Annotated in this window: 21 protein-coding genes; 5 read left to right on the top strand and 16 right to left on the bottom strand. The window is 44.2% G+C overall.

Translation table 11 applies throughout. From position 1 onward, the window contains the following. Window positions 1-539: 539 nt before the first annotated feature. The 4 genes from JWG44_RS16905 to JWG44_RS16890 are packed head-to-tail and all read right to left on the bottom strand — an operon-like array spanning window position 540 to window position 4,558. Window positions 540-1,130, bottom strand: coding sequence for an SCO family protein (locus JWG44_RS16905; protein ID WP_205276179.1), 591 nt, complete (start codon window positions 1,128-1,130; stop codon window positions 540-542). Window positions 1,131-1,155: 25 nt separating this feature from the next. Then, window positions 1,156-2,175, bottom strand: a complete 1,020-nt coding sequence (locus tag JWG44_RS16900; protein ID WP_205276178.1) for a multicopper oxidase domain-containing protein — start codon at window positions 2,173-2,175, stop codon at window positions 1,156-1,158. A gap of 6 nt (window positions 2,176-2,181) precedes the next feature. Then, window positions 2,182-2,496, bottom strand: coding sequence for a PLDc N-terminal domain-containing protein (locus JWG44_RS16895; protein WP_205276177.1), 315 nt, complete (start codon window positions 2,494-2,496; stop codon window positions 2,182-2,184). A 40-nt stretch (window positions 2,497-2,536) separates the two neighbouring features. After that, window positions 2,537-4,558, bottom strand: a complete 2,022-nt coding sequence (locus tag JWG44_RS16890) for a right-handed parallel beta-helix repeat-containing protein (RefSeq protein ID WP_205276176.1) — start codon at window positions 4,556-4,558, stop codon at window positions 2,537-2,539. Between the two features lie 294 nt (window positions 4,559-4,852). Between JWG44_RS16890 and JWG44_RS16885 the strand changes: the two genes are divergently transcribed. Beyond that, a complete protein-coding gene (locus tag JWG44_RS16885; protein ID WP_232371701.1) occupies window positions 4,853-6,136 on the top strand; it encodes a sensor histidine kinase in 1,284 nt (427 codons plus the stop codon). Window positions 6,137-6,187: 51 nt separating this feature from the next. Here JWG44_RS16885 and JWG44_RS16880 read toward each other — a convergent pair whose 3' ends face one another. Continuing rightward, window positions 6,188-6,442, bottom strand: a complete 255-nt coding sequence (locus JWG44_RS16880) for an LIC_11321 family protein (RefSeq protein WP_205276175.1) — start codon at window positions 6,440-6,442, stop codon at window positions 6,188-6,190. Window positions 6,443-6,716: 274 nt separating this feature from the next. Here JWG44_RS16880 and JWG44_RS16875 point away from each other — a divergent pair, with 274 nt between their 5' ends. After that, window positions 6,717-7,724, top strand: a complete 1,008-nt coding sequence (locus JWG44_RS16875; protein ID WP_205276174.1) for an LA_0442/LA_0875 N-terminal domain-containing protein — start codon at window positions 6,717-6,719, stop codon at window positions 7,722-7,724. A 685-nt stretch (window positions 7,725-8,409) separates the two neighbouring features. On the opposite strand, the gene JWG44_RS16870 is transcribed toward JWG44_RS16875, so the two are convergent. The 3 genes from JWG44_RS16870 to JWG44_RS16860 all read right to left on the bottom strand — a co-directional run bounded on the left by JWG44_RS16870 (window position 8,410) and on the right by JWG44_RS16860 (window position 12,169). After that, a complete protein-coding gene (locus JWG44_RS16870; protein WP_205276173.1) occupies window positions 8,410-9,387 on the bottom strand; it encodes a cysteine synthase A in 978 nt (325 codons plus the stop codon). A 141-nt stretch (window positions 9,388-9,528) separates the two neighbouring features. Continuing rightward, window positions 9,529-10,584 carry a class I fructose-bisphosphate aldolase gene (locus JWG44_RS16865; protein ID WP_205276172.1) on the bottom strand — a complete coding sequence of 352 codons (1,056 nt, stop codon included), beginning with the start codon at window positions 10,582-10,584 and terminating at the stop codon, window positions 9,529-9,531. Window positions 10,585-10,696: 112 nt separating this feature from the next. Next, complete coding sequence (locus JWG44_RS16860; RefSeq protein ID WP_205276171.1) at window positions 10,697-12,169, bottom strand: ATP-binding response regulator; 1,473 nt, start codon at window positions 12,167-12,169, stop codon at window positions 10,697-10,699. A gap of 286 nt (window positions 12,170-12,455) precedes the next feature. On the opposite strand from JWG44_RS16860, the gene JWG44_RS16855 reads away from it, so the two are divergent. The 3 genes from JWG44_RS16855 to JWG44_RS16845 all read left to right on the top strand — a co-directional run bounded on the left by JWG44_RS16855 (window position 12,456) and on the right by JWG44_RS16845 (window position 13,670). After that, on the top strand, window positions 12,456-12,896 hold the full coding sequence (locus JWG44_RS16855; RefSeq protein ID WP_205276170.1) for a CBS domain-containing protein: 441 nt from the start codon (window positions 12,456-12,458) through the stop codon (window positions 12,894-12,896). Between the two features lie 73 nt (window positions 12,897-12,969). Next, window positions 12,970-13,173 (top strand): hypothetical protein, encoded by a 204-nt coding sequence (locus JWG44_RS16850; RefSeq protein WP_205276169.1) that lies wholly within the window; start codon window positions 12,970-12,972, stop codon window positions 13,171-13,173. Beyond that, window positions 13,170-13,670, top strand: coding sequence for an LIC_12238 family plasminogen-binding lipoprotein (locus JWG44_RS16845; protein ID WP_205276168.1), 501 nt, complete (start codon window positions 13,170-13,172; stop codon window positions 13,668-13,670). Before JWG44_RS16850 ends, JWG44_RS16845 begins: the two co-directional genes overlap by 4 nt. On the opposite strand, the gene JWG44_RS16840 is transcribed toward JWG44_RS16845, so the two are convergent. From JWG44_RS16840 to JWG44_RS16805, 8 genes are all read right to left on the bottom strand, one after another. Next, complete coding sequence (locus tag JWG44_RS16840) at window positions 13,671-15,617, bottom strand: hypothetical protein (protein ID WP_205276167.1); 1,947 nt, start codon at window positions 15,615-15,617, stop codon at window positions 13,671-13,673. After that, window positions 15,607-16,071: a chemotaxis protein CheW gene (locus JWG44_RS16835; RefSeq protein ID WP_205276166.1), complete on the bottom strand. Its 465-nt coding sequence runs from the start codon at window positions 16,069-16,071 to the stop codon at window positions 15,607-15,609. Before JWG44_RS16835 ends, JWG44_RS16840 begins: the two co-directional genes overlap by 11 nt. 8 nt (window positions 16,072-16,079) lie before the next feature. Beyond that, the gene (locus JWG44_RS16830; protein WP_205276165.1) at window positions 16,080-16,817 is read right to left on the bottom strand and encodes a hypothetical protein; all 738 of its coding nucleotides are present in this window, start codon (window positions 16,815-16,817) and stop codon (window positions 16,080-16,082) included. A gap of 222 nt (window positions 16,818-17,039) precedes the next feature. Next, window positions 17,040-18,101 carry a mannose-1-phosphate guanylyltransferase gene (locus tag JWG44_RS16825; protein ID WP_205276164.1) on the bottom strand — a complete coding sequence of 354 codons (1,062 nt, stop codon included), beginning with the start codon at window positions 18,099-18,101 and terminating at the stop codon, window positions 17,040-17,042. Beyond that, window positions 18,098-18,979, bottom strand: a complete 882-nt coding sequence (locus tag JWG44_RS16820) for a hypothetical protein (RefSeq protein WP_205276163.1) — start codon at window positions 18,977-18,979, stop codon at window positions 18,098-18,100. Before JWG44_RS16820 ends, JWG44_RS16825 begins: the two co-directional genes overlap by 4 nt. Beyond that, window positions 18,979-19,227, bottom strand: a complete 249-nt coding sequence (gene hfq, locus JWG44_RS16815; RefSeq protein ID WP_003009702.1) for an RNA chaperone Hfq — start codon at window positions 19,225-19,227, stop codon at window positions 18,979-18,981. Before hfq ends, JWG44_RS16820 begins: the two co-directional genes overlap by 1 nt. A gap of 15 nt (window positions 19,228-19,242) precedes the next feature. After that, the gene (gene miaA / locus JWG44_RS16810) at window positions 19,243-20,136 is read right to left on the bottom strand and encodes a tRNA (adenosine(37)-N6)-dimethylallyltransferase MiaA (protein WP_205276162.1); all 894 of its coding nucleotides are present in this window, start codon (window positions 20,134-20,136) and stop codon (window positions 19,243-19,245) included. Between the two features lie 9 nt (window positions 20,137-20,145). Further along, window positions 20,146-20,613 (bottom strand): TIGR02300 family protein, encoded by a 468-nt coding sequence (locus JWG44_RS16805; RefSeq protein WP_205276161.1) that lies wholly within the window; start codon window positions 20,611-20,613, stop codon window positions 20,146-20,148. Between the last annotated feature and the right edge of the window lie 434 nt (window positions 20,614-21,047).

The raw sequence follows: 21,047 nt of genomic DNA, 5'->3' as shown, positions 1-21,047 counted from the left end.
ATCGGTGATCGGTGGAGTTCCTACGTTGATTGAAAACCCAAATCAATCTTAGAATTTTCGGAAGCTAAATGTCTTTTCGGACCTTTTAAAACGATGGAGTTCCCACGTTGATTGAAAATTCAAATCAATCATAGAATTTCCAAAAGCTAAATGTCTTTTCGGACCTTTTAAAACGATGGAGTTCCCACGTTGATTGAAAGACCAAATCAATCGTAGAATTTCCAAAAGTAAAATGTCTTTTCGGACCTTTTAAAACGATGGAGTTCCTACGTTGATTGAAAATTCAAATCAATCATAGAATTTCCAAAAGCTAAATGTCGTTTCGAACCTTTTAAAAAGATGGAGTTCCCACGTTGATTGAAAACCCAAATTACAAGCGGCATAAAACAAATTCTTCCGACAAATCGTATCCTAAAAAAAGAGATTGCAAACCGATGCAAAAGGCGTCTTGGCGTCAAAGCCATCATCCGCGTAAAAATAGAATAAAAAACGAATATTCTATTTCTTAAATTTTCCCAAAGACGACAGAGCCTACAACTTTAAAGAAAACGTTTTACTTCCTTAGCGATCGTTTTTCCATCCATTCCTCCGGGAAACGTTGCGAGGATTCTACTCTGTTCATCGACTATATACAAAAAAACGGTGTGATCCACCGTGTAACCTCCCTCGATCGAGGGGTTGCTCACTTTTTTGGAAACGGCTCCGAACGCCGACTGAAGAACACCTAACGTATTCTTATTCCCCGTGAGGGCGACCAAACGTTCGCTCGGAAACTGTTTTACATATTTTGCAAGTAGTTCGGGAGAATCTCTCTCCGGATCCACGCTGATAAAAACCGGAGTCAGGTCGTTTCCCGCAACTCCTAATTCTTGAACTGCGGCCGACATATCCAATAAGGCCCTAGGACACATATCCGGACAATGAGAGAATCCAAAATAAACTAGTTTTAGTTTCCCGGGGATGGAACCTAGAAGAACTTCCCGGTTCTTCGTGTCTCTCAAAGAAGTTTTAGACCATTCTTCGACAAAAACGGGAGTTTCTTTCGATCCGCTCTTCCATACTTTCCAACCGAAAAAACCAAGACCAATTCCGAACGCCATCACGAAGATAAAAAGAATTCTCTCTTTCAAAACATTCTCCCAAGAACGTTAGACGTCATACCGCTACGATCCATCCCATCGCTCCGTTCTCCGCCATCTTTGTCTGGTGCGGATGAAACATATATCTTCCTCTTTTCGGAAGTGTAAATTCTAAGATTACTCTTTCCGTCTGTCCGAGCGTAACCACGTCCGTATGATCGTCCGGACTCAATCTTGTTCCGGTTCTAAAAACGTCGAACGTCTGTGCGTGTAGATGAAAGGAAGCGACGGGTTCGTATTCGCACATATTAGCGATATAGAATCTTACCTTCTGGCCAACGGGAACCTTGATCGGATAACGATCGTAAAACCCGGCCATCCCGTTCCAGGAATAGATATCATTCTTCCCCTTGTCTCCCAGATCCCAACCGGAAAGGATCAACATAAATTCGTGAGCCGGAGGACGTCCGCCAGGAGGATCAACGATCAGACCTCCGTAAAGACCTTTGGCCATGTGACTCGCAAGTGGAGGGACGTGACAATGATACGGATGAAATCCGATCGGACCCGCGGTTAGTTTATAAGTTTTTTCCCCGCCTGTTACGATCGGTTCCCAACCGTCTTCATTGGGATCGTGACTTCCGTGAAAGTGAATCGAATGAGGATGTTCGGAATCATTCCGAAGAGTGATCTCCATCTTTTGTCCGAGTTTGGCTCGAACGACTGGACCCGGAACGATTCCGTTAAAAGTCCATGCCTTAACTACGGTGTTATGCGCGACTATCAGAGGCATCTCAACGATGCTCAGATGTTGTTTAAGAATCGGTCCGTTAGACGCCTCTTGATGATTCTTCAACTCCATCCGGGAAAGAAACGCAGGGTCGATCTGAAAGGGAGGATGCACCATACTCCCGTAAGAGTTGTTTCCCGGATTTCCCGGAATTGTGGCCTCTTTGTTGACCCCGACGATTCCGGGACGAACCTTACAAAGAAGCCCTCCGTTCCCGTCCGTATCTCCGATCGTACTGATCCCGGCGCCCGCCGCTAAACCGGCCCCGCCGAGACCGATCCATTTGAGAAACTGCTTCCGGTTCAAGGTATTTTAGAATTTGGCGACCGATGTGATCAAAATGATCAGCGCCAAAAACCCCACTCCCCCATACACGAGGGAATTTTTTAACCAAGCGGGAACCTTAGATCCGCCCGCAACCAAATACGCTCCGGCTCCGACGATCGGAATCAGAAGAATCGCTCCGGTCCAGATCGATCCCGTTTTTGAATCCACGTCTTGTCTCTTTACAAGATCCGCCAGCGCCAGAGGCGCGAGCAGAGTGTAGAGAATGAACGGAAAGTAGTATCCGTAAAAGTTGAAAAGCAAAGCGAAGAATCCAGGGCCGCCTATAACAGTTTGTTCCATATTTTTTCTCCTATGATAATTTCTGAATATTCTAAACTTATTAACTGATTGTTTTAGTTCCTACACCGTTCATCAGAGAAAGTCCGGTGTAAAGAAGCAACAGGAAGAATGCGATGACTCCTCCCCAAACCAAGGTTCTTTTAAACCAAGTCGGATATTTGCTCCCTCCTCCGAGAAGATAAATCGCGGGGCTTAGGATCGGAATCAATGTGATGGCTACGATCCAGGAAAGTTTTTTGTTCTCGTCCAGATCGGAACGATCTTTCAGATCGAACAATGACATCGATGTCCAACAGATATAAATCGCGAAAGGAAGTAAAAATCCCAACCAGTGATAGAAGAATGGAAAGAGGCTCACCGGTTTTACGAGAGTGATCGCGCCCGTAGTCGGAGCCGGTTTTCTCGGAACCGATTTTAGAATTTCGTCCGCTTCCTTCGGGAGTTGAATTTTATCCAAGTCGAGATTGAAGTCCTCAAACGCGGTCAACGCAGGTTTTACAGGAGCGGAACTTCCGCCCGGCATATTGAGTTGAGGTGCGGGAATCGGTTGTTCTTTGTAATTCCCGGAAGGAAATCTTCCTCCGGAAGCCTGCACCATCAAACCGAGGGCTCCGAGCATCATAGAAAGATCCCCGCCCATCGGAAGACGGATTAAAGAATCACAACCGTTCCATTTTTCCAAAAACGCTGGAAGTTCGGTTCTGTATTCATTCCCCGAAAAACAATTTCCAGTGCTCATCGGACCGACAAGGGCCAAGTCGGCTCTTCCCGAATTGTAGACGATATTGTCCGTCACAACGTTGTTATGCGAAATCCAGAATTTTTCGTCCAGGTTCGGAAGAATCACGATTCCGTTGTTCACATGATCCACGACGACGTTTTTGCGAATGATATTCGAAAGACCTCCCGCGATCAGAATCCCGTTTCCAAAAGAAGGATATTCCAGAGCGGCGATAGGAGCCTTCGGGTTGTTGTTGTTATAAACAAGATTTCCGATGATCGTAGTTTCTCTTTCCGGAGGAAGGAGTTCCCGGTCCAGGGTATTGGGCGCGAGACCGACGATGTTATTCTTCCAGACGGAACTGATCAGATAAAGTTCTCCTCCGGAGTTGGTTCCGGAATAACCAAGTGCGTTGTGTTCCGAAACCACGTCGTAAAGAATCGCCTTACAAGGATAACACTGTCCTATATAAATACCGGAATCGGGAGAACCGGAGGCATACGTATGTTCGATCACTCCGTTCATAGAATCAAAAGCGTAAACGCCGTAGTCTCCGTTGTTATGCGCAGTCAGATAAGAACCTCGAAAACCTTTGACTCCGGTCCAATAAAAGCCGTTTAACGTTGCGTTTCTTGCGGTCATGTTTTCGATCACGACACCGTCCGCCGCAACGACCATAATTCCGTTTCCTCTTTGAAACTGACCGTCGATGATAACCTTATTACGATCGGTTCCTCGGATCGTAATCGAAGGAGTCGTTACCGTAACTTCTTCAAAATAGACTCCGTCGCTGATCAGGACGAGATCTCCGGGAGCGGCGGCATCCACCGCGTTTTGAATGGTGGGATATTGAGAAGGAACCTTACGTGTCGTTCCGGAGAACTTCGCAACATTTTTCCAAGATTTTCCGGCTTTCGCGGCCGGATTATAAGGAACGTCGCCGACAACGATGTCGCCTACCATTCCGCTCTTTCCGTCGGGGGTCGCATGAAAGGAACAGAAGTAAGGAAACACACCTTCCTTCGGAAACGTAACTTTTGATTTCGTTCCTCGGGGCATGGCGATATTTCCGTAAGTTTTTTCCGTGGACCAATTTTTATCCACAGCGATTGCGTTGTGCGGATTGCTCCCTGAGTTTACAAACTCAACGACACCGCCTACGGGAATTCTCTGCATAGGAGGAGAAAATGAGTTATCGATCATCAGAACATGAGCGAAACCCTCTATCTCATCCTTTTTCTCACCGGAACAAGCCGAGACGAGAATCCCAAACAAAACTCCTACAAAGAGAAGAACGATGAGAGAGAGAACTTTTTTGATTTCGAAACCTGGTTTTTTCATTTTTGATTGAACCCCCGGGTTTTCCGGAATTTTATTGTATACTTTAACTGAAGTTTGATAGGAATTGGAATGCTCATTCGTAATCCCATACAGAGGGGTTGCAAAGTAAAAAATAGACCATTCTCGATCTATAATTGGCTCAAAAACCTTCCTTCAGAATAATGAGCATTTGCTCACATATTAATTTAAAACTCAAGACAAAAATTTGATGAGAGAGATTTTTCCAAAATTAAATTCGAACGCTCGTTATCTATGTCAAAGAAAGGATGAGCTGTTTAGGGATTGAATGGACCGATGAGCCTATCTTCTAACATTCGGGAATTGTTTCGAGTCGATTCTCCCAGTTCTACACATCCCAATGCTTGGAAGAGAAATATCATTCACATTCTTCTTTTTGTATCTTCCATTTTTGGGCTGATTATTTACATCCCGAGCGTCTATCTCGCTGCGAGAGAAGGTCTTGGAGAAGTAGTAATCGTAGACACCTTGGCCCTTCTCCTGATCTGGTTTCTTCTTTTACTTCCAAATCGATACTACAAATCCAAGTCCTATTTTTTATTAGCCCTCGTCTCGATTATGGCCGCCTTACTTTATACAAAGATCGGGCTTGCGGGCGCCGGAATTCTCTGGTTCTTTTTGATCCCGGTCTTTTGCGGAATTTTTCTAAATCCGACACTCGCATTTTGGGGTTGGGTTGTTTCCACGATCTCCGTCTTGGGAGGCGCACTTCTATCTCATTATAAAATCTGGGTCGGAAACGAAACTCCGATTCAGATTCTCGTAGTCGGCGCAAACTTTTCGTTCTTATGCGGAATTCTTACCTTTTCCGTGATCGCGATCCTGAGAGGACTCGCGCAGAGTATTCGAAAACAAAAACAACTCATTCTCCTGCATAGAAAGACAAACACAAAACTTCAGAATGAGATCGCAATTAGACTCGAAGCCGAGGTAAAACTAACGGAGTCTTTGAACGACAAGGAGACTCTTTTTAGAGAAATCCAGCATAGGGTAAAAAACAATACTCAGTTGATTCTTTCGATGATGGCGCTTGAACAGGACAATACAAAGTCGGAACCGGCAAAAAAAGCGATCTCCTCGGCGATGAATCGAATTCATTCGATGGCGATGGTTCAGGATTATTTATTTTTTAAGGATTCGTATAAGGTCATTCACGCAAAGGATTATCTCAATTCTTTGGTTCGACATCTTTTTCTTTCTTATGGACCGAGCGATGGAAGAATTCAGTCCAATTGCGACATCGAGGAAATCTATCTTCCGATGGAAAAAGCGATTCCTTGCGGTCTGATCATCAACGAACTTCTCTCCAATTCCTTCAAACACGCGTTTCCTGAAAATGGAAAAGGTACGGTATCCGTCCTCTTTCAAAAGTCGAATTCCGGTTATTTAACTTTGGAAGTCGCGGATGACGGAATCGGCAATCATTCCGAGGAAAAGGTTTCTTCGGAAAACTCCTCGCTCGGAATGAGTCTTATCGAAGCCCTCTGTCAACAACTCCGAGGAGAATTGGAAGTGGAAAAGAAAAACGGCTTCCTCGTTCGAGTTCGTTTTTTTCCATAACATTAGAACTCTTGAGTAAAAACTGAAAGTTTTGTAACGAAGGGCGGAGGTTCATTCCGGAAACGATTCAAAACAAAGAGTTCTTTCTTTTAGAAAAGAATGAAACTGTTTGTGAGAAGCGCACTCTTCTTCTGTCGCCTCGAAATAATCATAACCGCCGCCGGCCATCTTGATTCTGCAACAACCTTGGACGGGCGTTTTGTTTGCGGAATCGAGGCCTCGTTCCGTATTCTTCTTTTCCCCGTCCTTGGAATACAAAATGCCGCCCACAAACAAAAATAGTAAAATCCATTTCCATAGTTTCATCTTCGTCTTTCCTTTTTTTATCTCTTTCCTTTTTCTTTCGGAAAGAATTTAAAAATTCGATTCTTCTCTCGTTTTCTTACATAGAATTTTAGAAATCAAAACTTCGTTTTTTCTTTTTTTTAAGAAGAGAAAAAAACGGAAACCACTTTCTTTTTATTTGATTCCGGTCCTTGAGCCGGTTCATAAATTATAGATAAATTATAAATTCATTTGCTTTTTTTGGATTTAGGAATCAAATTCAAACTTAATCTTGAAAGTATAGGATCCCAAAGGTATGAATTTTTCAATATCAATTCGACGTTTTTGGAAATTAAAAAATGTTCTTCTCTTTTCCATTTTTCTCTTTTTCCCTCAGTGGGTTTTCGGAGAAACAATTCTTTTTAAAACCGGCGAAAGAATATACGCTACCGTCATCGACCAAGACTCGGACGCGGTAACGATCATTCGAGAAGGAAAAAGAGAAAAACTGGGAAAATCCAAAATTCTTAAAATCATTTTTAAAGAAATAAAAGACGAACAGGAGATCGCGAGAATTATCGAAGCTGAAAAGAGAAAACTCAATAAAGAAGGCAAAAAGAGCGATCGGGAAGAACAACTCGATACCCTCTTTCTCGAGCAGATGATCAAAGAAAATAGTTATAAGATCGTTCAAAAACGTTTGGCTTTGTTGGAAAAATATCTCGAAGAAAGGGACGGCAACTGGGAAGGTTATATATCCGCAAAAAGAAATCCCTGGGAACCGGTCTGGAAATCCGCGATTCTTCCGGGTTGGGGTCATAGTTATATGAGACAAGGAACTTGGAGTTCCACCTATTCCACTCTTTTCTTTGTTTCCTTGGTCGCCTACTTCGGATTAGACGCCGCCGAAAAGGACAGAACCAAGGCCTATGACAAAAAGATCGAAAAGATTTTTGAACAACAGTTTACGAATACTCTCATTCCGAGCGCACTCCTCCCCGCAACTGTTTTAGATCAATACAACCAATTCAACACATTCAAAAATTTGAATTCTCTCAATTCGATCCGATCGGACGAAGCAAGTTATAAGAACGCCAAACACGCCGCCGCCATCGTCGCAGTGGGAGTCTATTTTATCCAATTGGCCCACGCTTATTTTTCGGGAAAAACCTGGGCTCAGAACAACGTAATACAAACTCCGACGGGAGAAACCGTTTCGGAAGGTTTTGGAATCCGTGGAAATCCGATGGTTGCCAAGGATCTTTCGAGCGGAGTCCGAAGCATCGACGTCGGGGGACAGATCCTCTATTCCGTTTTTTATTGAGCCTTATCCAAAATTTAAAATGTGGGAACTCTTACAAAAATTGGAAGATACACATTCAAACTTGATCAAACGAAAGATACGGAGCTTTTCGTGGGAACTCTTACGTTTTGTTAGGATTTTCTAAGGAATTTTTCCTAGGATCGGAGATCCCTTCGTCGTTGAATGAAATTTCATTTTGTCCGACGATGGGTCTAAAAATACTTGCGACCGGTTTTAAAAATCCGGTTGCGATAAAATTAAGGCACCGGATCGAGAACCGGAATCTGAAGAAGGATCGTCGGGGATAGGACAGCCTCATCTTAAAAAGTCGCAAGCCACACCCAAATTTCGCATAACTTTAACGGCACGTTGGAAAAAACTATTTAGAATCAACAAGGATCCCAGTAAAAAATTTTGTCGGAGTTCCGACAGAAGAAGAGCGGACATTTTTTACTTGTAAAATATTAATTTTCTGATAGAGCAAAGTCACACGAGTTTTTTCCCGCCGCCTCTCCACCTCCACCCAATCAGGGTGGGGCGCGCGACTTTCACGGAGGATTGTCGTTGTTACGACATTCCTTCCTCTGGAAGCGATCCTTACTCAAAACGCTTTTTCAAAAAAAGACCGGTCTTGTAGGAACTCCACATATAAGAAAATTCTAATTTTCGAAATCGTTTTCCGCAAGAGCCTGCGTAAAACTCGGATTCACTTCGGAATAGAATACCCTTTGGACAAAAGCCATTCTTCGTTAAAAATTCGGGATTGGTAACGGGCACCGGAATCGCAAAGGATCGTAACGATATTGTGACCGGGTCCAAGTTCTTTCGCCAACTTCACCGCCGCACCTACGTTGATCCCGGAAGATCCCCCCAAAAACAAACCGTCTTTATGTAGAAGTTGATAAACGACTTTGAGACATTCTTCGTCCGTGACTCGAATCGCGTCGTCCATCGGAGCGCCCTTCATGTTCTCGGTGATTCTTCCGTTACCGATTCCTTCCGTAAAAGAACTTCCTTCCGCGAGGACTTCTCCCTTCTTTACAAAATTATAAATCCCGGAACCGAAAGGATCCGCGACGACCGTCTTGATCTTCGGATTTTTTTTCTTTAAGAACAACGAAACTCCCGCGAACGTTCCGCCGGTTCCGAGTGAGGTGATCCAAGCGTCGACTTCTCCGTCCGTCTGTTCCCAGATTTCCGGTCCGGTCGTTAAATAGTGAGCGTTTCGATTGGCGACGTTGTCAAACTGGTTTGCCCAAACGGCGTTTCCGAGTTCTTCCGCGATTCTTTCTGAAACCTTCACGTAGTTATTCGGATCCTTGTAAGGAACCGCAGGAACCGTTCTTACTTCCGCTCCGAGTGTTTTTAAGAGATCGATTTTTTCCTGCGATTGTGTATCCGGAATCACGATCAAGGTTTTGTATCCCTTGGAATTGCAGATATGAGTCAGACCGATTCCGGTGTTTCCGGCCGTTCCTTCCACGACGGTTCCGCCGGGTTTGAGAAGTCCTTTTTTTTCCGCGTCTTCCACGATAAAAAGTGCGGCTCGGTCCTTTACGGAACCTCCGGGATTTAAGAATTCCGCCTTTCCGTAGATATTACATCCGGTTTCTTCGCTGAAACTTCGAAGTAAAATCAGCGGCGTGTTTCCGACCGCACTGGAAAAATCTTTTTTAACGTTCATAGCGCCTTCCGTTTTTATATTAGAATGCTCTAATCTTCTCCGATTACCCTGAAACAAAAATACTCCGCAGGAACGCGGAGTATTTTTCATATTCTTCTTTTGGAATATTCTCCAAAAGAGAAATTCTATTTTTAGTCTTTGTTAAGCGATCGTTACTTCTTTTGCAAGATAAACGTCTTGAATCGCGTTTAGAAGAGCGACTCCGTCTTTCATAGGCTTTTGAAAAGCCTTTCTTCCGGAAATCATTCCCATCCCGCCCGCTCTTTTGTTGACGACTGCGGCCTTTACGGCGTCTCCGAGATCGTTTTCTCCGGAAGCTCCTCCGGAATTGATCAGACCGATTTTTCCCATGTAGCAGTTCGCAACTTGGTAACGAGCCATGTCGATCGGGTTATCGGCGGTCAAAGTCGTGTACATTCTGTCGTCTTTTTTACCGAACTTTAGATCCTTAAAACCGCCCGCGTAAACTTCGGGAAGTTTTTGTTTAACGATATCGGCCTGGATCGTAGCGGCAAGGTGGTTTGCTTGTCCGGTAAGATCGGTCGCCAAGTGATAGTCGATCTTATCGGGTTTGAACGCGTCGTTTCTCAAATAGGCCCAAAGGATCGTAACCATTCCGAGCTCGTGAGCTCTGTGGAAGGCTTCTGTGATTTCCTGGATTTGACGGGAAGATTCATCGGAACCAAAGTAGATCGTAGCTCCGACCGCAGCCGCTCCCATATCGAAAGCCTGTTCCACGTTCGCAAAAAGAATCTGGTCGAACTTGTTTGGATACGAAAGAAGTTCGTTGTGGTTGATCTTTACGATAAAAGGAATCTTATGAGCGTATTTTCTGGAAACCAGACCCAACACTCCCAAGGTGGAAGCGACCGCGTTACAACCGCCTTCGATCGCGAGTTTTACGATATTCTCCGGATCAAAGTAGGCCGGATTTTTAGCAAAGGAAGCCCCCGCGCTGTGTTCGATTCCTTGGTCAACGGGAAGAATAGAAGTATAACCGGTTCCGGACAATCTTCCTGTATTTAAGATGGCCTGATAGTTTCTAAGAACGGTATTGTTTCTATCACTTTTAGAAAAAATATCGTCTACGTAGTTGGCGCCTGGGAGGCTCAAAGATTCTTTTGGAATCGTCTTACAGGTATGGTTTAAAAGAGAATCCGCTTCTCCGCCCAGGGCGGCTTTGATTTTATCAATCATTCCTAAGTTCCTTTCTCGTTTTTGAATGTTGGATACAGGTTTTTTCACTCCTCTTGGATTTTCCATCGATTTTCTGTCTCAATTTGGAGCCCAAGCCTCCTAAGAAAACCGATCAGACCGGGACTTGGATGATAAAATCCCAACCGGCGCCGGTTTTTTTGAGGAGAAGTTGTCCTCGATTTGCTTGGAGAATTCCGTAACAAACGGAAAGCCCCATTCCGATCCGAGCGTCGTTGGAACGAAAATTCTCAAAAGGTTCAAAACGACTTTCTTCGTCCACGTTGATATTGAGTTTCCCGGAAACTAAAATTTTGAGATGCGCGGTTTCGATACCGTCTAACGTGGCTTTCATCTGAATTTTCCCTTTTTTCTGATTCTCCGTATAATAATAGAGAATGTTGTAGAGGACTTCCCGGATCTGATTGGGTCTGAGCTGGACTTCCAAGTTTTCGGGAATTTCGATTTCCAACTGGATCTCGTGCGACTTCAACATTTCGGAAATCATTCCTTCGACGGAACTCACGAGTTGTCGGACGTTTGTTTGGACCGGTTGTTCGGGATCCTGTCTGGAAAACAAAACGAGATTGCGGATGATGGAAGCGATTCTTTCCCCTTGTTCGATCACGAGTCTTGCGTAGTTTTTTGTGTCCGCGTCCCCGCCCTTGTGATTTCGAATGATATGACCGTAGTTGATGATTCCCATCAAAGGATTGTTGATTTCGTGAGCGAGACCCGCTGCGAGTTTTTGGATAGAATCGAGTCTTCTCTCGGATTGGATCACTTTTTCCATCTCCGAAATTTCTTTCTCCGAAACGCTGAGTGTAGAAAGTTCCGAAAGGGTAATGATGGAACCTGCGATATTTCCTTCCTCGTCTCGAACCGGAGAAACACGAAACGCGACTTGAATCCGAGTTCCATTCTTACGAGTGAGAAGAGAGGGAATGTATTTGAGGTGGCTCGGTTTGAGAGAACCTACGCCGGTTCGAATGTTCTCCCCTTCGTCCGTCGAAAGACTCAGAACTTTTTCACCGGGTTCTCCTTGTACATCGGAAAGGAGCCAACCGGTGAGGGATTCCGCCGTACGATTCATAAAAAGAATTTTGCCTTCCCGATCCAAGGAGATCGCCCCTTCTCCGATGTTTTGAATGACGTCGCGGGCTTCTTTTCCTTCTTCCCTCGCCTTTCCAAATCTCTGTTGTTGTTTGAGCGCAATCTCTATGGAATTTTTGAGCGCGGTCGGTTGAAAGGGTTTGGAAATATATCCAAACATAGAAGCCTTGTCCACGGCCCGGTTGAAGGTTTCTTCGTCGGCAAAAGCGGTCATAAAGATTACGGGAACGTCCATTATTTTCTGGATTCTTTCCGCCGCTTGGATCCCGTCCAATTCTCCCTCGATTCGGATATCCATAAGAATCAAATCCGGTCTTGTGCGTTCCGCGATTTCGAGTGCCTCGTCCGCAGTTCTGGCCGTTCCGGCGATATTGTATCCCAGTTTTTGGAGGGAAACCTGAAGATTGAACGCAATGAGCCATTCATCGTCCACGATTAGGATCGAAGGGGTGGAAATGGGGTCATTTGGATTCATTCTGGAACAAGAAAACCTATGGCGAAAGAAATCTAAGAGTATACGTGAATTGAAAACCTTTTTTCATTCTGAAGAGAAGAATTCTAATGGATGGAACCATTTCCTTCAAAAGTTATTCCATCCCGATCGAAAAATTCTTGAACCTGAGACCAAAAACCTCTAGCATACGGTTATCTCCCGAAAGCTCTTCGGCCACGAGGGAGAAACCCCTCCGTGAATCCCTAAAGTAACAGACGTTTTTCTTTTCGGAATTTCGAAGGAACGAGGCGAAAGATCTGGAGATGCTATGTACGTAAAACAAATCCTTGCAAAAAAAGACAGAAAGCTCCTTTCCGTAGAACCTGATACTTCGGTAATGGACGCGGTCAAGTTTATGACCAAATACGATATCGGATCTGTGATGATTTTGGGAGATGGCAAACTAAAGGGCATTTTTACGGAAAGAGACGTGCTGCATCTTTCCGCGGAACTGGGATTGGATTTTTTTAAAAAATCGGTATCCGAAGTAATGTCCACCTCCCTCACAACGATGTCTCCCGAAGGCGACGTGGATGAACTTCTTTCCATCATGCTCAATAAAAGAATCCGTCACATGCCTATCTTAGAAGACGGCGTTTTGATCGGAATTATTTCGATCGGAGACGCTGTGAAAGCGAAGATCGAAAAAACCGAGGAAGAAAATAAGAATCTAAAACAGTATATGTACAACGAAAACGGGTTTATCTGATCTTAATTCTCGCTTTTTTTCTCTTTTTTCAGATTGCAGGAAACAAACGCCGGGTCATATTAGAAATAGAAATATGAAACTCATTCTTTTCATTCTGATGACCTATTTGGTGTATCGTTTTCTTTCCCGTTTTTTCACAAACCCGAAAGAAAATCCTTCCTCCACACAATGGAAAACGTTTTATACAAACGTTCGCCCTTCTTCTCAACCTCCCCGTGAAAAAGATATTTCCGAAAAGGCAAGAGTGATCGACTCGGCTTCTCTCAACGAAAAATGAAATTCTTCTCATTGATCCTCAGAACCAATCTCTTATTCTTGATTCTTTTTTCAACAACCGCGTGTTTCAAACCCACCGGGGATTTTGGATGGGCCGTTATGGACGAGGAAAAGTTCAACATCCTCGAAAAAAAAATCATGACCGTAGGCGAGTACACGATCACGAGAGAGAATCTGATTTTTCCGGACGACAAGACCATTCACTACATCTACCGATTCTCCAGATCCGTTCCGGAAACCGCGGAAACTTATGTGAGTTTGAGCCGTTTCCAGTTGGGATACAACGAACTCGACGTTCTCCGCAAAAGACCAAATCCGATTTCAAAAACGATCGAAGGATCGTTTCAAGGACTGACTCCGGGAAAGTATCTTTTGAAAGTCGCTTACGAGGGGGACGTGATCGACGAGGTGGAGTTTTTAGTAAGGACGCCCAAAGGATCGTTTAGCGAGGAAGCTTCGTCACAAACGGACGACGATATCGAAAAAGCGATGAAGTGATCAAAGAGGTTCCCTTTTGATTCCGTCTTCCAAAATTTTATTGATTCGGTCGATGTTTTTCAGAGAAAGATTGACCTCGATCGAATTTCCGATCTTTACTATATCCTCGTAGAGTTTTCTCGCCGAAAGAAAATCCTTTTCCTCTTCCAAAAGAATCGACAACTTCTTCATAGCCAAGGTTACGGGTGTAGAATTCAGTTTTGTTTTCACCACGCCGAGACGGCTCGTGGATTCCTGAAAATCCAAATCTTTCAGGCGATACTGCGCCATCGTAGAATCGTCTGTTTTCTCCAAAAGACTCTTTTTGATCGCGAGCGTTTCCTTTTTTAAAGCCGCATTCTTGGATTCTTCATTTTTATAGATCTCTTTCAGTTTTTCGTAAGACTTCACACCATCGCGGAGAAAGGATTTTTCTTCTTTGGGTTTTCTCTGATACGCGTAGAATTTCGAAGCTCCGTATTGAGCTAGAAAATCCTGACGATACGTTTCGCAGAAGTCGGCAAAAGGAAGATTGGAATTTTCAGGATCCGGACGTTCTTTCAACCAGATTCCGTAGTAGAGAGCCGCCTTTTCCAGATCACCGGTTCGATTTTCAAAAAAAGATCCGAGCTCGTATGCGAATGCTATTTTCTTTTTGGAATCGGTTTCCGCTTTGTAGTAGAGTTCGTAGTAGGAAGACGCGAGAACATTCTGTTTGAGTTCGGTGTAGAGCGAAGCGATGGAAATATAAACGGGAGCGAGTTGGGATTCTTCCAACTTTTCCTTTCGAGCGAGTTCTAGATACTTTTGAAAAAAATCGATCGCCTTTGCTTTTTTGCCCGAGCCTTTTAGTTCTTTTGCGAGATCCAAGAAAGCGTCCTTGGCTTCCGGATCGAGTTTTGTCGCCAATTCCCAGAGGGCGGCGGTCGCATAAAAATCCGTGTTCCGTTTGTAATCGAATAAGACAAAAATTCCGGTTCCGCTTACGGAAAGATTATTCACCACCTTCAAACGTTCCTTGTTTTCGTTCTCCGCTTGTTTGATGAGATTTGCTAGATAATAAACGGTGTCCGCGTCTTCTTTTGATTTTTTCTTTCGAAAGTTTTCATAAGCGGACGACTTGGAATCGGAATATTCCTTTTCCTTAATTTTCAATTCGTTCTCGGAAGTTGCGATTTTTTCCCGCAAAACCGGAAGGTCTTTTGTATGGTAAGTCCGTTCCACACTCGATCCGTCCGCGTTCCGTTCCGTCGACTTGGTTTCCCTTCCGCGAATGACGTTGGATTCCACAAGATGAAAGAAATCCTTCGTTTCTTTGTTTTGTTTTTTTGCTTTTTCGAAATTCTCCAGAGCTTGTTTGTGGGAAGCTGCGGCCTGTTTTTCCGCAGGATCGAAAATTTCGACTAACCTGCGTTCGTCTAAGAATTCCTCTTCGGTATGACTAAAGTCTCTGTAACGAATCGCTGCGAGTGCGGCTTCGATCGCTTTGGCGGTTTGTTTTTTGTCGTTGTAGGTTTTGGAAAGAAGAAGATGCAATTCGTATAATATAGGAGAATCCCTCATCATTCCCGAGGGAGTGAGTTTGGAGAACATATTCAGAACCAAAAGCCGGATCGTATTCCGATTTGTGTTCTCGTCGAAAATTTTGCCTAAACGTTTTTCCTCTTCGATCCTTCTCGAATCGATAAACTGACTATAGTAGTTGTTGAGAACCTTTTGAATTTCGGAGACTGGATCTTTTGTGGGATCGGCGATCGCTTCCTTTACGTTTTTTAGATCCTGTTCCGTGATTTTTACCGAGGGCGGATCATAGAGATTTTTAGAATCGTATCTTCGATCCTGTTCATCCGAGTGAATGGAATTTGCCCCGAACAAAACGAGGCAGAAGATCAGTAGACTTTTTCCAAAAGGAAAGGCAAAGCGTTCTAAAGTATAACGTTGCCGGGATCGAGTTTGTTCATCCGACATTGCTTCCTAGTTCGGCCAATTCTTCCGATCCCAAGATTTTTTCCACGTCGATGATGATGATAAATCGATCGTCTTTTTTTCCGATTCCGGTGATGTATCTTCCGGAAATTCCTTTTACGGAAGGAGGCGGAGGATTGATGGATTCCGGAGGGAAAAGAACCACGTTAGACACCTTGTCTACTATGATTCCCACGGAATGACCTCCGACCTTGACCACGATGGCACGATCGTAGGATAAATCCCCTTCTCTCGGGACGGTAAGTTTTACCGCGAGGTCCACCATCTTTACGACCTTTCCCCGAATGTCCATGATCCCCGCGAAGTAAGCCCTTGCTTTGGGAATTCGGATTAAATTATCGATCTTGATGATCTCGTCTACCAAGGAAATGGGAATCGCGTATTCCTCGTCCCCCAAACTGAATAGAATGTACTGGTGGTCGATTTCGGATGACATGATTTACCTCAATACCGGGTATATCCGACGTAGTAAAAGTAAGATCCCAGACTCATGAACAAGAGGACTTTTACGAAGAGCGGATTTCTTTTTCTCAGCATCCAGTCTAAACCGCCAAAAAGCAAACCGAAAACGGCGAGTGAAAATCCCAAGAGATAGAAATCGGTATAAGCGTAATAAATACCGAGCGCCGAACAAGCCCCGAGAAGAAGGTCCTGAAATTCGCTCCAAAATCTTTTTTTGACACGAACGATCCACGGTTCTCTGTATTCGTAATTTCTGGAAAAAATTCTTTGCCAAAACGTTTTCTCACGATGAATTCCGAAGATATGATCGTATCGGGTCGAAGTTTCCCAAGGCCTGGGAAGATTGGTTTCGGTTTGTCCGAGCGGAGATTTTGAAATTCCATAAAGACCGCCGAGAGTGGAAAGGAGGTCTGCATCCGGAAGACAAGAAAAAATTTCCTGAAACGGCGCAAGTTTAGAATAGATCGGGACCATTCTCCCGCTCGAAAGATCTTTTTCTTGGAGTACGGTTCCGTCTTTGATCGTTGCAATGTAGATACGCCCGCTCTCACCCGAGAGTTCTAAGGTGATACGAACTTTCTTTTCGTGAAAATTGAGATCCGCCTGAAGAATGTCACCGGATGGGGTTGTGGCGGAATAAGATTTTGTGTAACCTCTCGCAGGGGGAGACTCTTTCTTCCACCACCTGCGAAAAATCGAATAATCCTGAAATGAGCCCATACCGATTTATCGGTCGATTCGGAAATGGGCTTAACAGTCCTATGATGTCTCTAGCTTGATTCCGGGATTCCCGGAGAAGGAAGGAGGATCTATGGATTACTTTTTCTTCTTATGTCTGTTCGCTCTTCTCTTTTTCTTTCTTTTATGAGTAGCGATCTTTCTGCGCTTTCTTTTCTTACCTGAAGGCATTCAGAACTCCTTAGATTTCCTCATGTCAGAAAACTATTCTGTGTACTTTTGTAAAGTTTTATTTTTACGGAGTTCCGCGACGAGGTTTTTGATGTCGCCTACCCCCGTTTTGGTACTGATAAAAAGAACGTCTTCCTCTTCCACCACGATCAGATCCTGAACTCCGAGAAGGGTCGTGAATTCTTTTTTTGTCTGAGTGATGTTCCCGGAAGATTTATGGAATAGAATCGTATTCCCCATGTGTCTGTTTCCGGAAGAATCACCGGGCATCACTCTTTCGAGAGAAGTCCAAGATCCAACGTCGTCCCAACCGAAACTCGCTTCCACCATACGAATGCGGGAACTCTTTTCCATGATCGCGATATCGACCGGATCGGAAGGAAGAATTTTGAACGCCGCACCGAGTTCGCCCGCTTTTTGAAACGGAAATCTTTCTTCGAGAGGTCCGAGAATTTTCGGAGAATACGCTTTAAATTCTTCTAATATTGTGGAAGTCTTCCAGAGAAAGATCCCCGGGTTCCAGTAAAAATTCTTCTTTTTGATATACTTGAGCGCGGTTTTGACGTCGGGTTTTTCGTAAAAGGATTTTACCGCAAAACAACCGTCAGTCGACTTTCCGGCTTCGATATAACCGTATCCGATTTCGGGACGGTTCGGTTTGATTCCGAGAAGAACCAGATGATTCTGGGCTTGTTCGAGCGCTTTCGAGATCGTCTTTGTAAATTCTTTTACCGGATTGATCCATGCGTCCGCAGACAACACCACCTGAATCGGATCTCCGTATTGTTCTTTAAAATAAAGAGAAGCGAGTGCGATGATGGGGGCCGTGTTTTTTCCTTCGGGTTCGATGATGAAATTTTTTTCGGGAAAATTTTTCTCCTGAGAGAGGATCGATTTTTTGAGACTCGCGTTGGTTCCGATATAAATGCGGTCGATCGTCGTGATCGTAAGGGCTCTTTCCAGAGTTTCTTTGAGAAGGGTTTTGTTGGAATAGACTTTCTGTAATTGTTTCGGTGTGGAAACTCTGGAACGCGGCCAGAAACGTTCTCCTTTGCCTCCGGCCATAATCAAAACTACGGGTTTTTCCTGTTTCATTCTACCTCTTTGGGTCTTTTTACTGCGCCGTTCTTTTTCTTTTTAGAACTCGGGATTTCTCCTAAGATCATTTCCGAAGGAAGAAGAATCACTTCCACGTTTTCGGATAAACTTTCATAGAGTACAAATTCTTTCATGTCCGGATTTTTTGTTACGAAGTCCTTCGTTTTTTCCAGACGTTTTAGGAGCGCGGATGTTTTTGCGTCCTCGTCGATCTTTAGGGCTTCCGCTTTTCCAAGGGCCGCCACGAGTTCGAGTTTTCTTTGCAAAAGAAGATTTTGATTTCGATAGATGCCGTTGATTAGGGCCGCTTCTGGAACCTGAAGATCCAAAATTCTTAAACTCAGAGTTTTGATCGTCTTTTCATCGGCGAGAAGATCGGCTCCAAGATTGACTTTGATATAATTCTCGAGATTATTTTTGAGAAGAGACGGATTGTTCAGATATTCGTCGATCTTCTTACGAAGAATAGAATACAATATTTTACTAATATAATTGCTTATCTTTTCATCCCGAATTCCGGCGGTCTCCAAAAAATCGGGGGCGTTTTGTCCGTCGAGGGAATACTTGACTTCGAGTTTGATCCTGATCTTTCCTTCGGAGGAAGATTCCGGAAAAAGTCCGGAAGAAAGATCTACGTTCAGATTTACGTTTGAAACCCGGTTTGTATTCTGAAAACGAAGGACTTGGAACTTCCAAGGAAGAAGAGCCTTCCATTCAAAGACGTAGCCCGGGCCTCCGGTATATTCTAAAATTTCCTCGGAGCCGTCGACGACGAGAAGCGCATCCCCCTCTTTGAGGGGGATCAGACAAAAATAGAGAAGAGTTGCAAATAGTCCCGGAATGAGAATCCAGAACAGTTTTATCCAAAATCGCATTATCCTTGCGCTGCGTCTTTGGTTTCCTCGGTATAAAGCTTGATGATCTTCGCGGGAATGATCGTAGAGATCGCGTGTTTATAAACAAGACTCTGCTTATTTTCCTGCTCCAGAACGATCGTAAAATTATCAAAGCTGACTACCTTACCTTTTAAGGGAACCCCGTTTAATAGATAAATGGTAAGATCCAATTTATCCTTCCGGGCAGTGTTTAAGAGTTGGTCTTGTATGTTGTTTTTAGCAGACATCTTTTTTTGTTTCCGTTACTTTATATGTTTTATTGTTTCCAGCGCCTCAGTCCGACCCATTGGTTTGAGATATGTTTCCTTTCGAAACCAGGTGATCTGTCGTTTGGCATAATTCCTATGCGATTGGCTCAAATCCGCAAGGAATGTCTCTAGATTGGAGTTTCCTTTTTTATTTTCAAGTGCAAAATTATAGCCTAAGGATTTGAGTCCGGGGCAATTCACACCGTAGAGTTCTTGGATCTTCCAAGCTTCCTCCGCCATTCCTTGATCGATCATTTCTTTGGCGCGAAGATTGATCCGATCATAAAGTTCCTTCCGATCCAAATCGAGAAAGACTCCCGAACGAATGTTCAGATCGTATTTTTGAATCGCGGAAGTCTGCGGATCAATTTTTAAGGAGGACCAACGTGCGCCCATCAGATTGACCTCGAGCGCGCGGCCCAAACGATAATCATCTCCCGGAAATATCTTTTCCAAAGAATCCGGATCCAATTCTTGCAAACGATTTCTTTTTTGTTCCGGACTCATCGCCAAAACTTTCTCTCTGACTTCTTGGGAAATTTCAGGAACTGCAAACATTCCAAACAAAAACGCTTTCAGATAGAATCCGGTTCCAGCCGTAAAAACCGGAATTTTGTTCCGGTTCAAGACGGATTGAATGGCTTCGTCCGCAAGACGGTTGTAAAGACCTGCATCCACGTTCTCGGAAGGGGAAAGAACTTCTACGAGATGATGGCGAATGATAAATTGTTGCTCTTTTGTGGGAGCAGCGGTGCCGACCGGCATCTCGCGGTAGATTTGTCTGGAATCAAAGGAAAGAATTTCGAATCTCGTAGGATCGAGTTCGGTGATGAGCGAGGTTTTGCCCGCTCCCGTGGGAGCGGCCAGGATAAGAATCGGATGAGACAAGGAAGAAGATTACTCTTCGGTTTCTTCCGGATCTTCCTCTTCTTCCAACGCCTCTTCGAGAGGTTCTTCGACGAATTCCAAATCCTCGTCTTCGGCGATTGCCTCCTCGTCGATGATTTCTTCCTCTTCTACCACTCTCGGACGAACCGTTCGAGTACGAGTTACCGGACGTTTGTTTTGATCCGCCCCGCATTTTGGACAGATTTTTTCTTCTTTATTGAGGTCGTAAAATTTCGTGGAACAGGTATGGCAGGTCCATTTTTTTCCAAGAGGATTCAGAGAAACGCCCTTGGACCCCGAGGTCTTTTTAGTACCTGCGGACTTGGAAGCCGGACTCGAAAGAGCCTTTTTGATAATTTCTTCTTTCTTCTTTGTCGAAGCAGAAGCTTTTTTGGGCGCGGCTTTTTTAGCCGGAGCCTTTTTTTTAGCCGCGGCCGAGACAGTTTTTTTGGAAGGAGTCTTCTTACTGGTTGCCATCGGAATTGACCATGCTCTGCGAGAGGTATTCACGTTCAAGCAGAAATATTATTATTCTCCGTCCCTTGAGACGCCTATCCTTTTCCCGCAATTACGGAAAAACCCCAAGGAGAATTCCCTGTCGGAACTACGACGATCCTTCGTGAAACTTCGCGCCCCGCCCTGTTTTGGGTGGAGGGGTGGGTGGTGGAAGTTTCGGAGGACTTTTCTCTATCACAAAATCATAATTTTGCAAGCGAAAAGCCCATCGTAGGAACTCCTACAAAACCCCAATCTTGGACGATTCTCGTTTGAGTCACTTCTCAACTCGCGCGTAAGGATATGCCGACTCGGACGGGGCGCAACCCTAACCGATTTTCAAAATAATTGCAAGGAAAGAATCCCCGAAGAGCGAGTTTTTTTTCAATTTCCAAAATCGATCCAAATCCACTTTT

Source organism: Leptospira ainazelensis (assembly GCF_016918785.1).
GTDB classification, from domain to species: Bacteria; Spirochaetota; Leptospiria; order Leptospirales; family Leptospiraceae; genus Leptospira; species Leptospira ainazelensis.
The sequence above is the reverse complement of the archived record's forward strand: the minus strand, read 5'-3'. Positions and strand labels throughout refer to the sequence as shown.

Excerpts from the sequence above, each read along its gene's own strand:
- hfq (WP_003009702.1), bottom strand. The coding sequence starts at position 19,227 with ATGTCTGCTAAAAACAACATACAAGACCAACTCTTAAACACTGCCCGG.
- JWG44_RS16845 (WP_205276168.1), top strand. The coding sequence starts at position 13,170 with ATGAAATTCTTCTCATTGATCCTCAGAACCAATCTCTTATTCTTGATT.
- JWG44_RS16820 (WP_205276163.1), bottom strand. The coding sequence starts at position 18,979 with ATGCGATTTTGGATAAAACTGTTCTGGATTCTCATTCCGGGACTATTT.
- JWG44_RS16890 (WP_205276176.1), bottom strand. The coding sequence starts at position 4,558 with ATGAAAAAACCAGGTTTCGAAATCAAAAAAGTTCTCTCTCTCATCGTT.
- JWG44_RS16880 (WP_205276175.1), bottom strand. The coding sequence starts at position 6,442 with ATGAAACTATGGAAATGGATTTTACTATTTTTGTTTGTGGGCGGCATT.
- JWG44_RS16805 (WP_205276161.1), bottom strand. The coding sequence starts at position 20,613 with ATGGCAACCAGTAAGAAGACTCCTTCCAAAAAAACTGTCTCGGCCGCG.
- JWG44_RS16855 (WP_205276170.1), top strand. The coding sequence starts at position 12,456 with ATGTACGTAAAACAAATCCTTGCAAAAAAAGACAGAAAGCTCCTTTCC.
- JWG44_RS16895 (WP_205276177.1), bottom strand. The coding sequence starts at position 2,496 with ATGGAACAAACTGTTATAGGCGGCCCTGGATTCTTCGCTTTGCTTTTC.
- JWG44_RS16835 (WP_205276166.1), bottom strand. The coding sequence starts at position 16,071 with ATGTCATCCGAAATCGACCACCAGTACATTCTATTCAGTTTGGGGGAC.
- JWG44_RS16875 (WP_205276174.1), top strand. The coding sequence starts at position 6,717 with ATGAATTTTTCAATATCAATTCGACGTTTTTGGAAATTAAAAAATGTT.
- JWG44_RS16840 (WP_205276167.1), bottom strand. The coding sequence starts at position 15,617 with ATGTCGGATGAACAAACTCGATCCCGGCAACGTTATACTTTAGAACGC.
- JWG44_RS16860 (WP_205276171.1), bottom strand. The coding sequence starts at position 12,169 with ATGAATCCAAATGACCCCATTTCCACCCCTTCGATCCTAATCGTGGAC.
- JWG44_RS16885 (WP_232371701.1), top strand. The coding sequence starts at position 4,853 with ATGAGCCTATCTTCTAACATTCGGGAATTGTTTCGAGTCGATTCTCCC.
- JWG44_RS16830 (WP_205276165.1), bottom strand. The coding sequence starts at position 16,817 with ATGGGCTCATTTCAGGATTATTCGATTTTTCGCAGGTGGTGGAAGAAA.
- JWG44_RS16825 (WP_205276164.1), bottom strand. The coding sequence starts at position 18,101 with ATGAAACAGGAAAAACCCGTAGTTTTGATTATGGCCGGAGGCAAAGGA.
- JWG44_RS16865 (WP_205276172.1), bottom strand. The coding sequence starts at position 10,584 with ATGATTGATAAAATCAAAGCCGCCCTGGGCGGAGAAGCGGATTCTCTT.
- JWG44_RS16850 (WP_205276169.1), top strand. The coding sequence starts at position 12,970 with ATGAAACTCATTCTTTTCATTCTGATGACCTATTTGGTGTATCGTTTT.
- JWG44_RS16870 (WP_205276173.1), bottom strand. The coding sequence starts at position 9,387 with ATGAACGTTAAAAAAGATTTTTCCAGTGCGGTCGGAAACACGCCGCTG.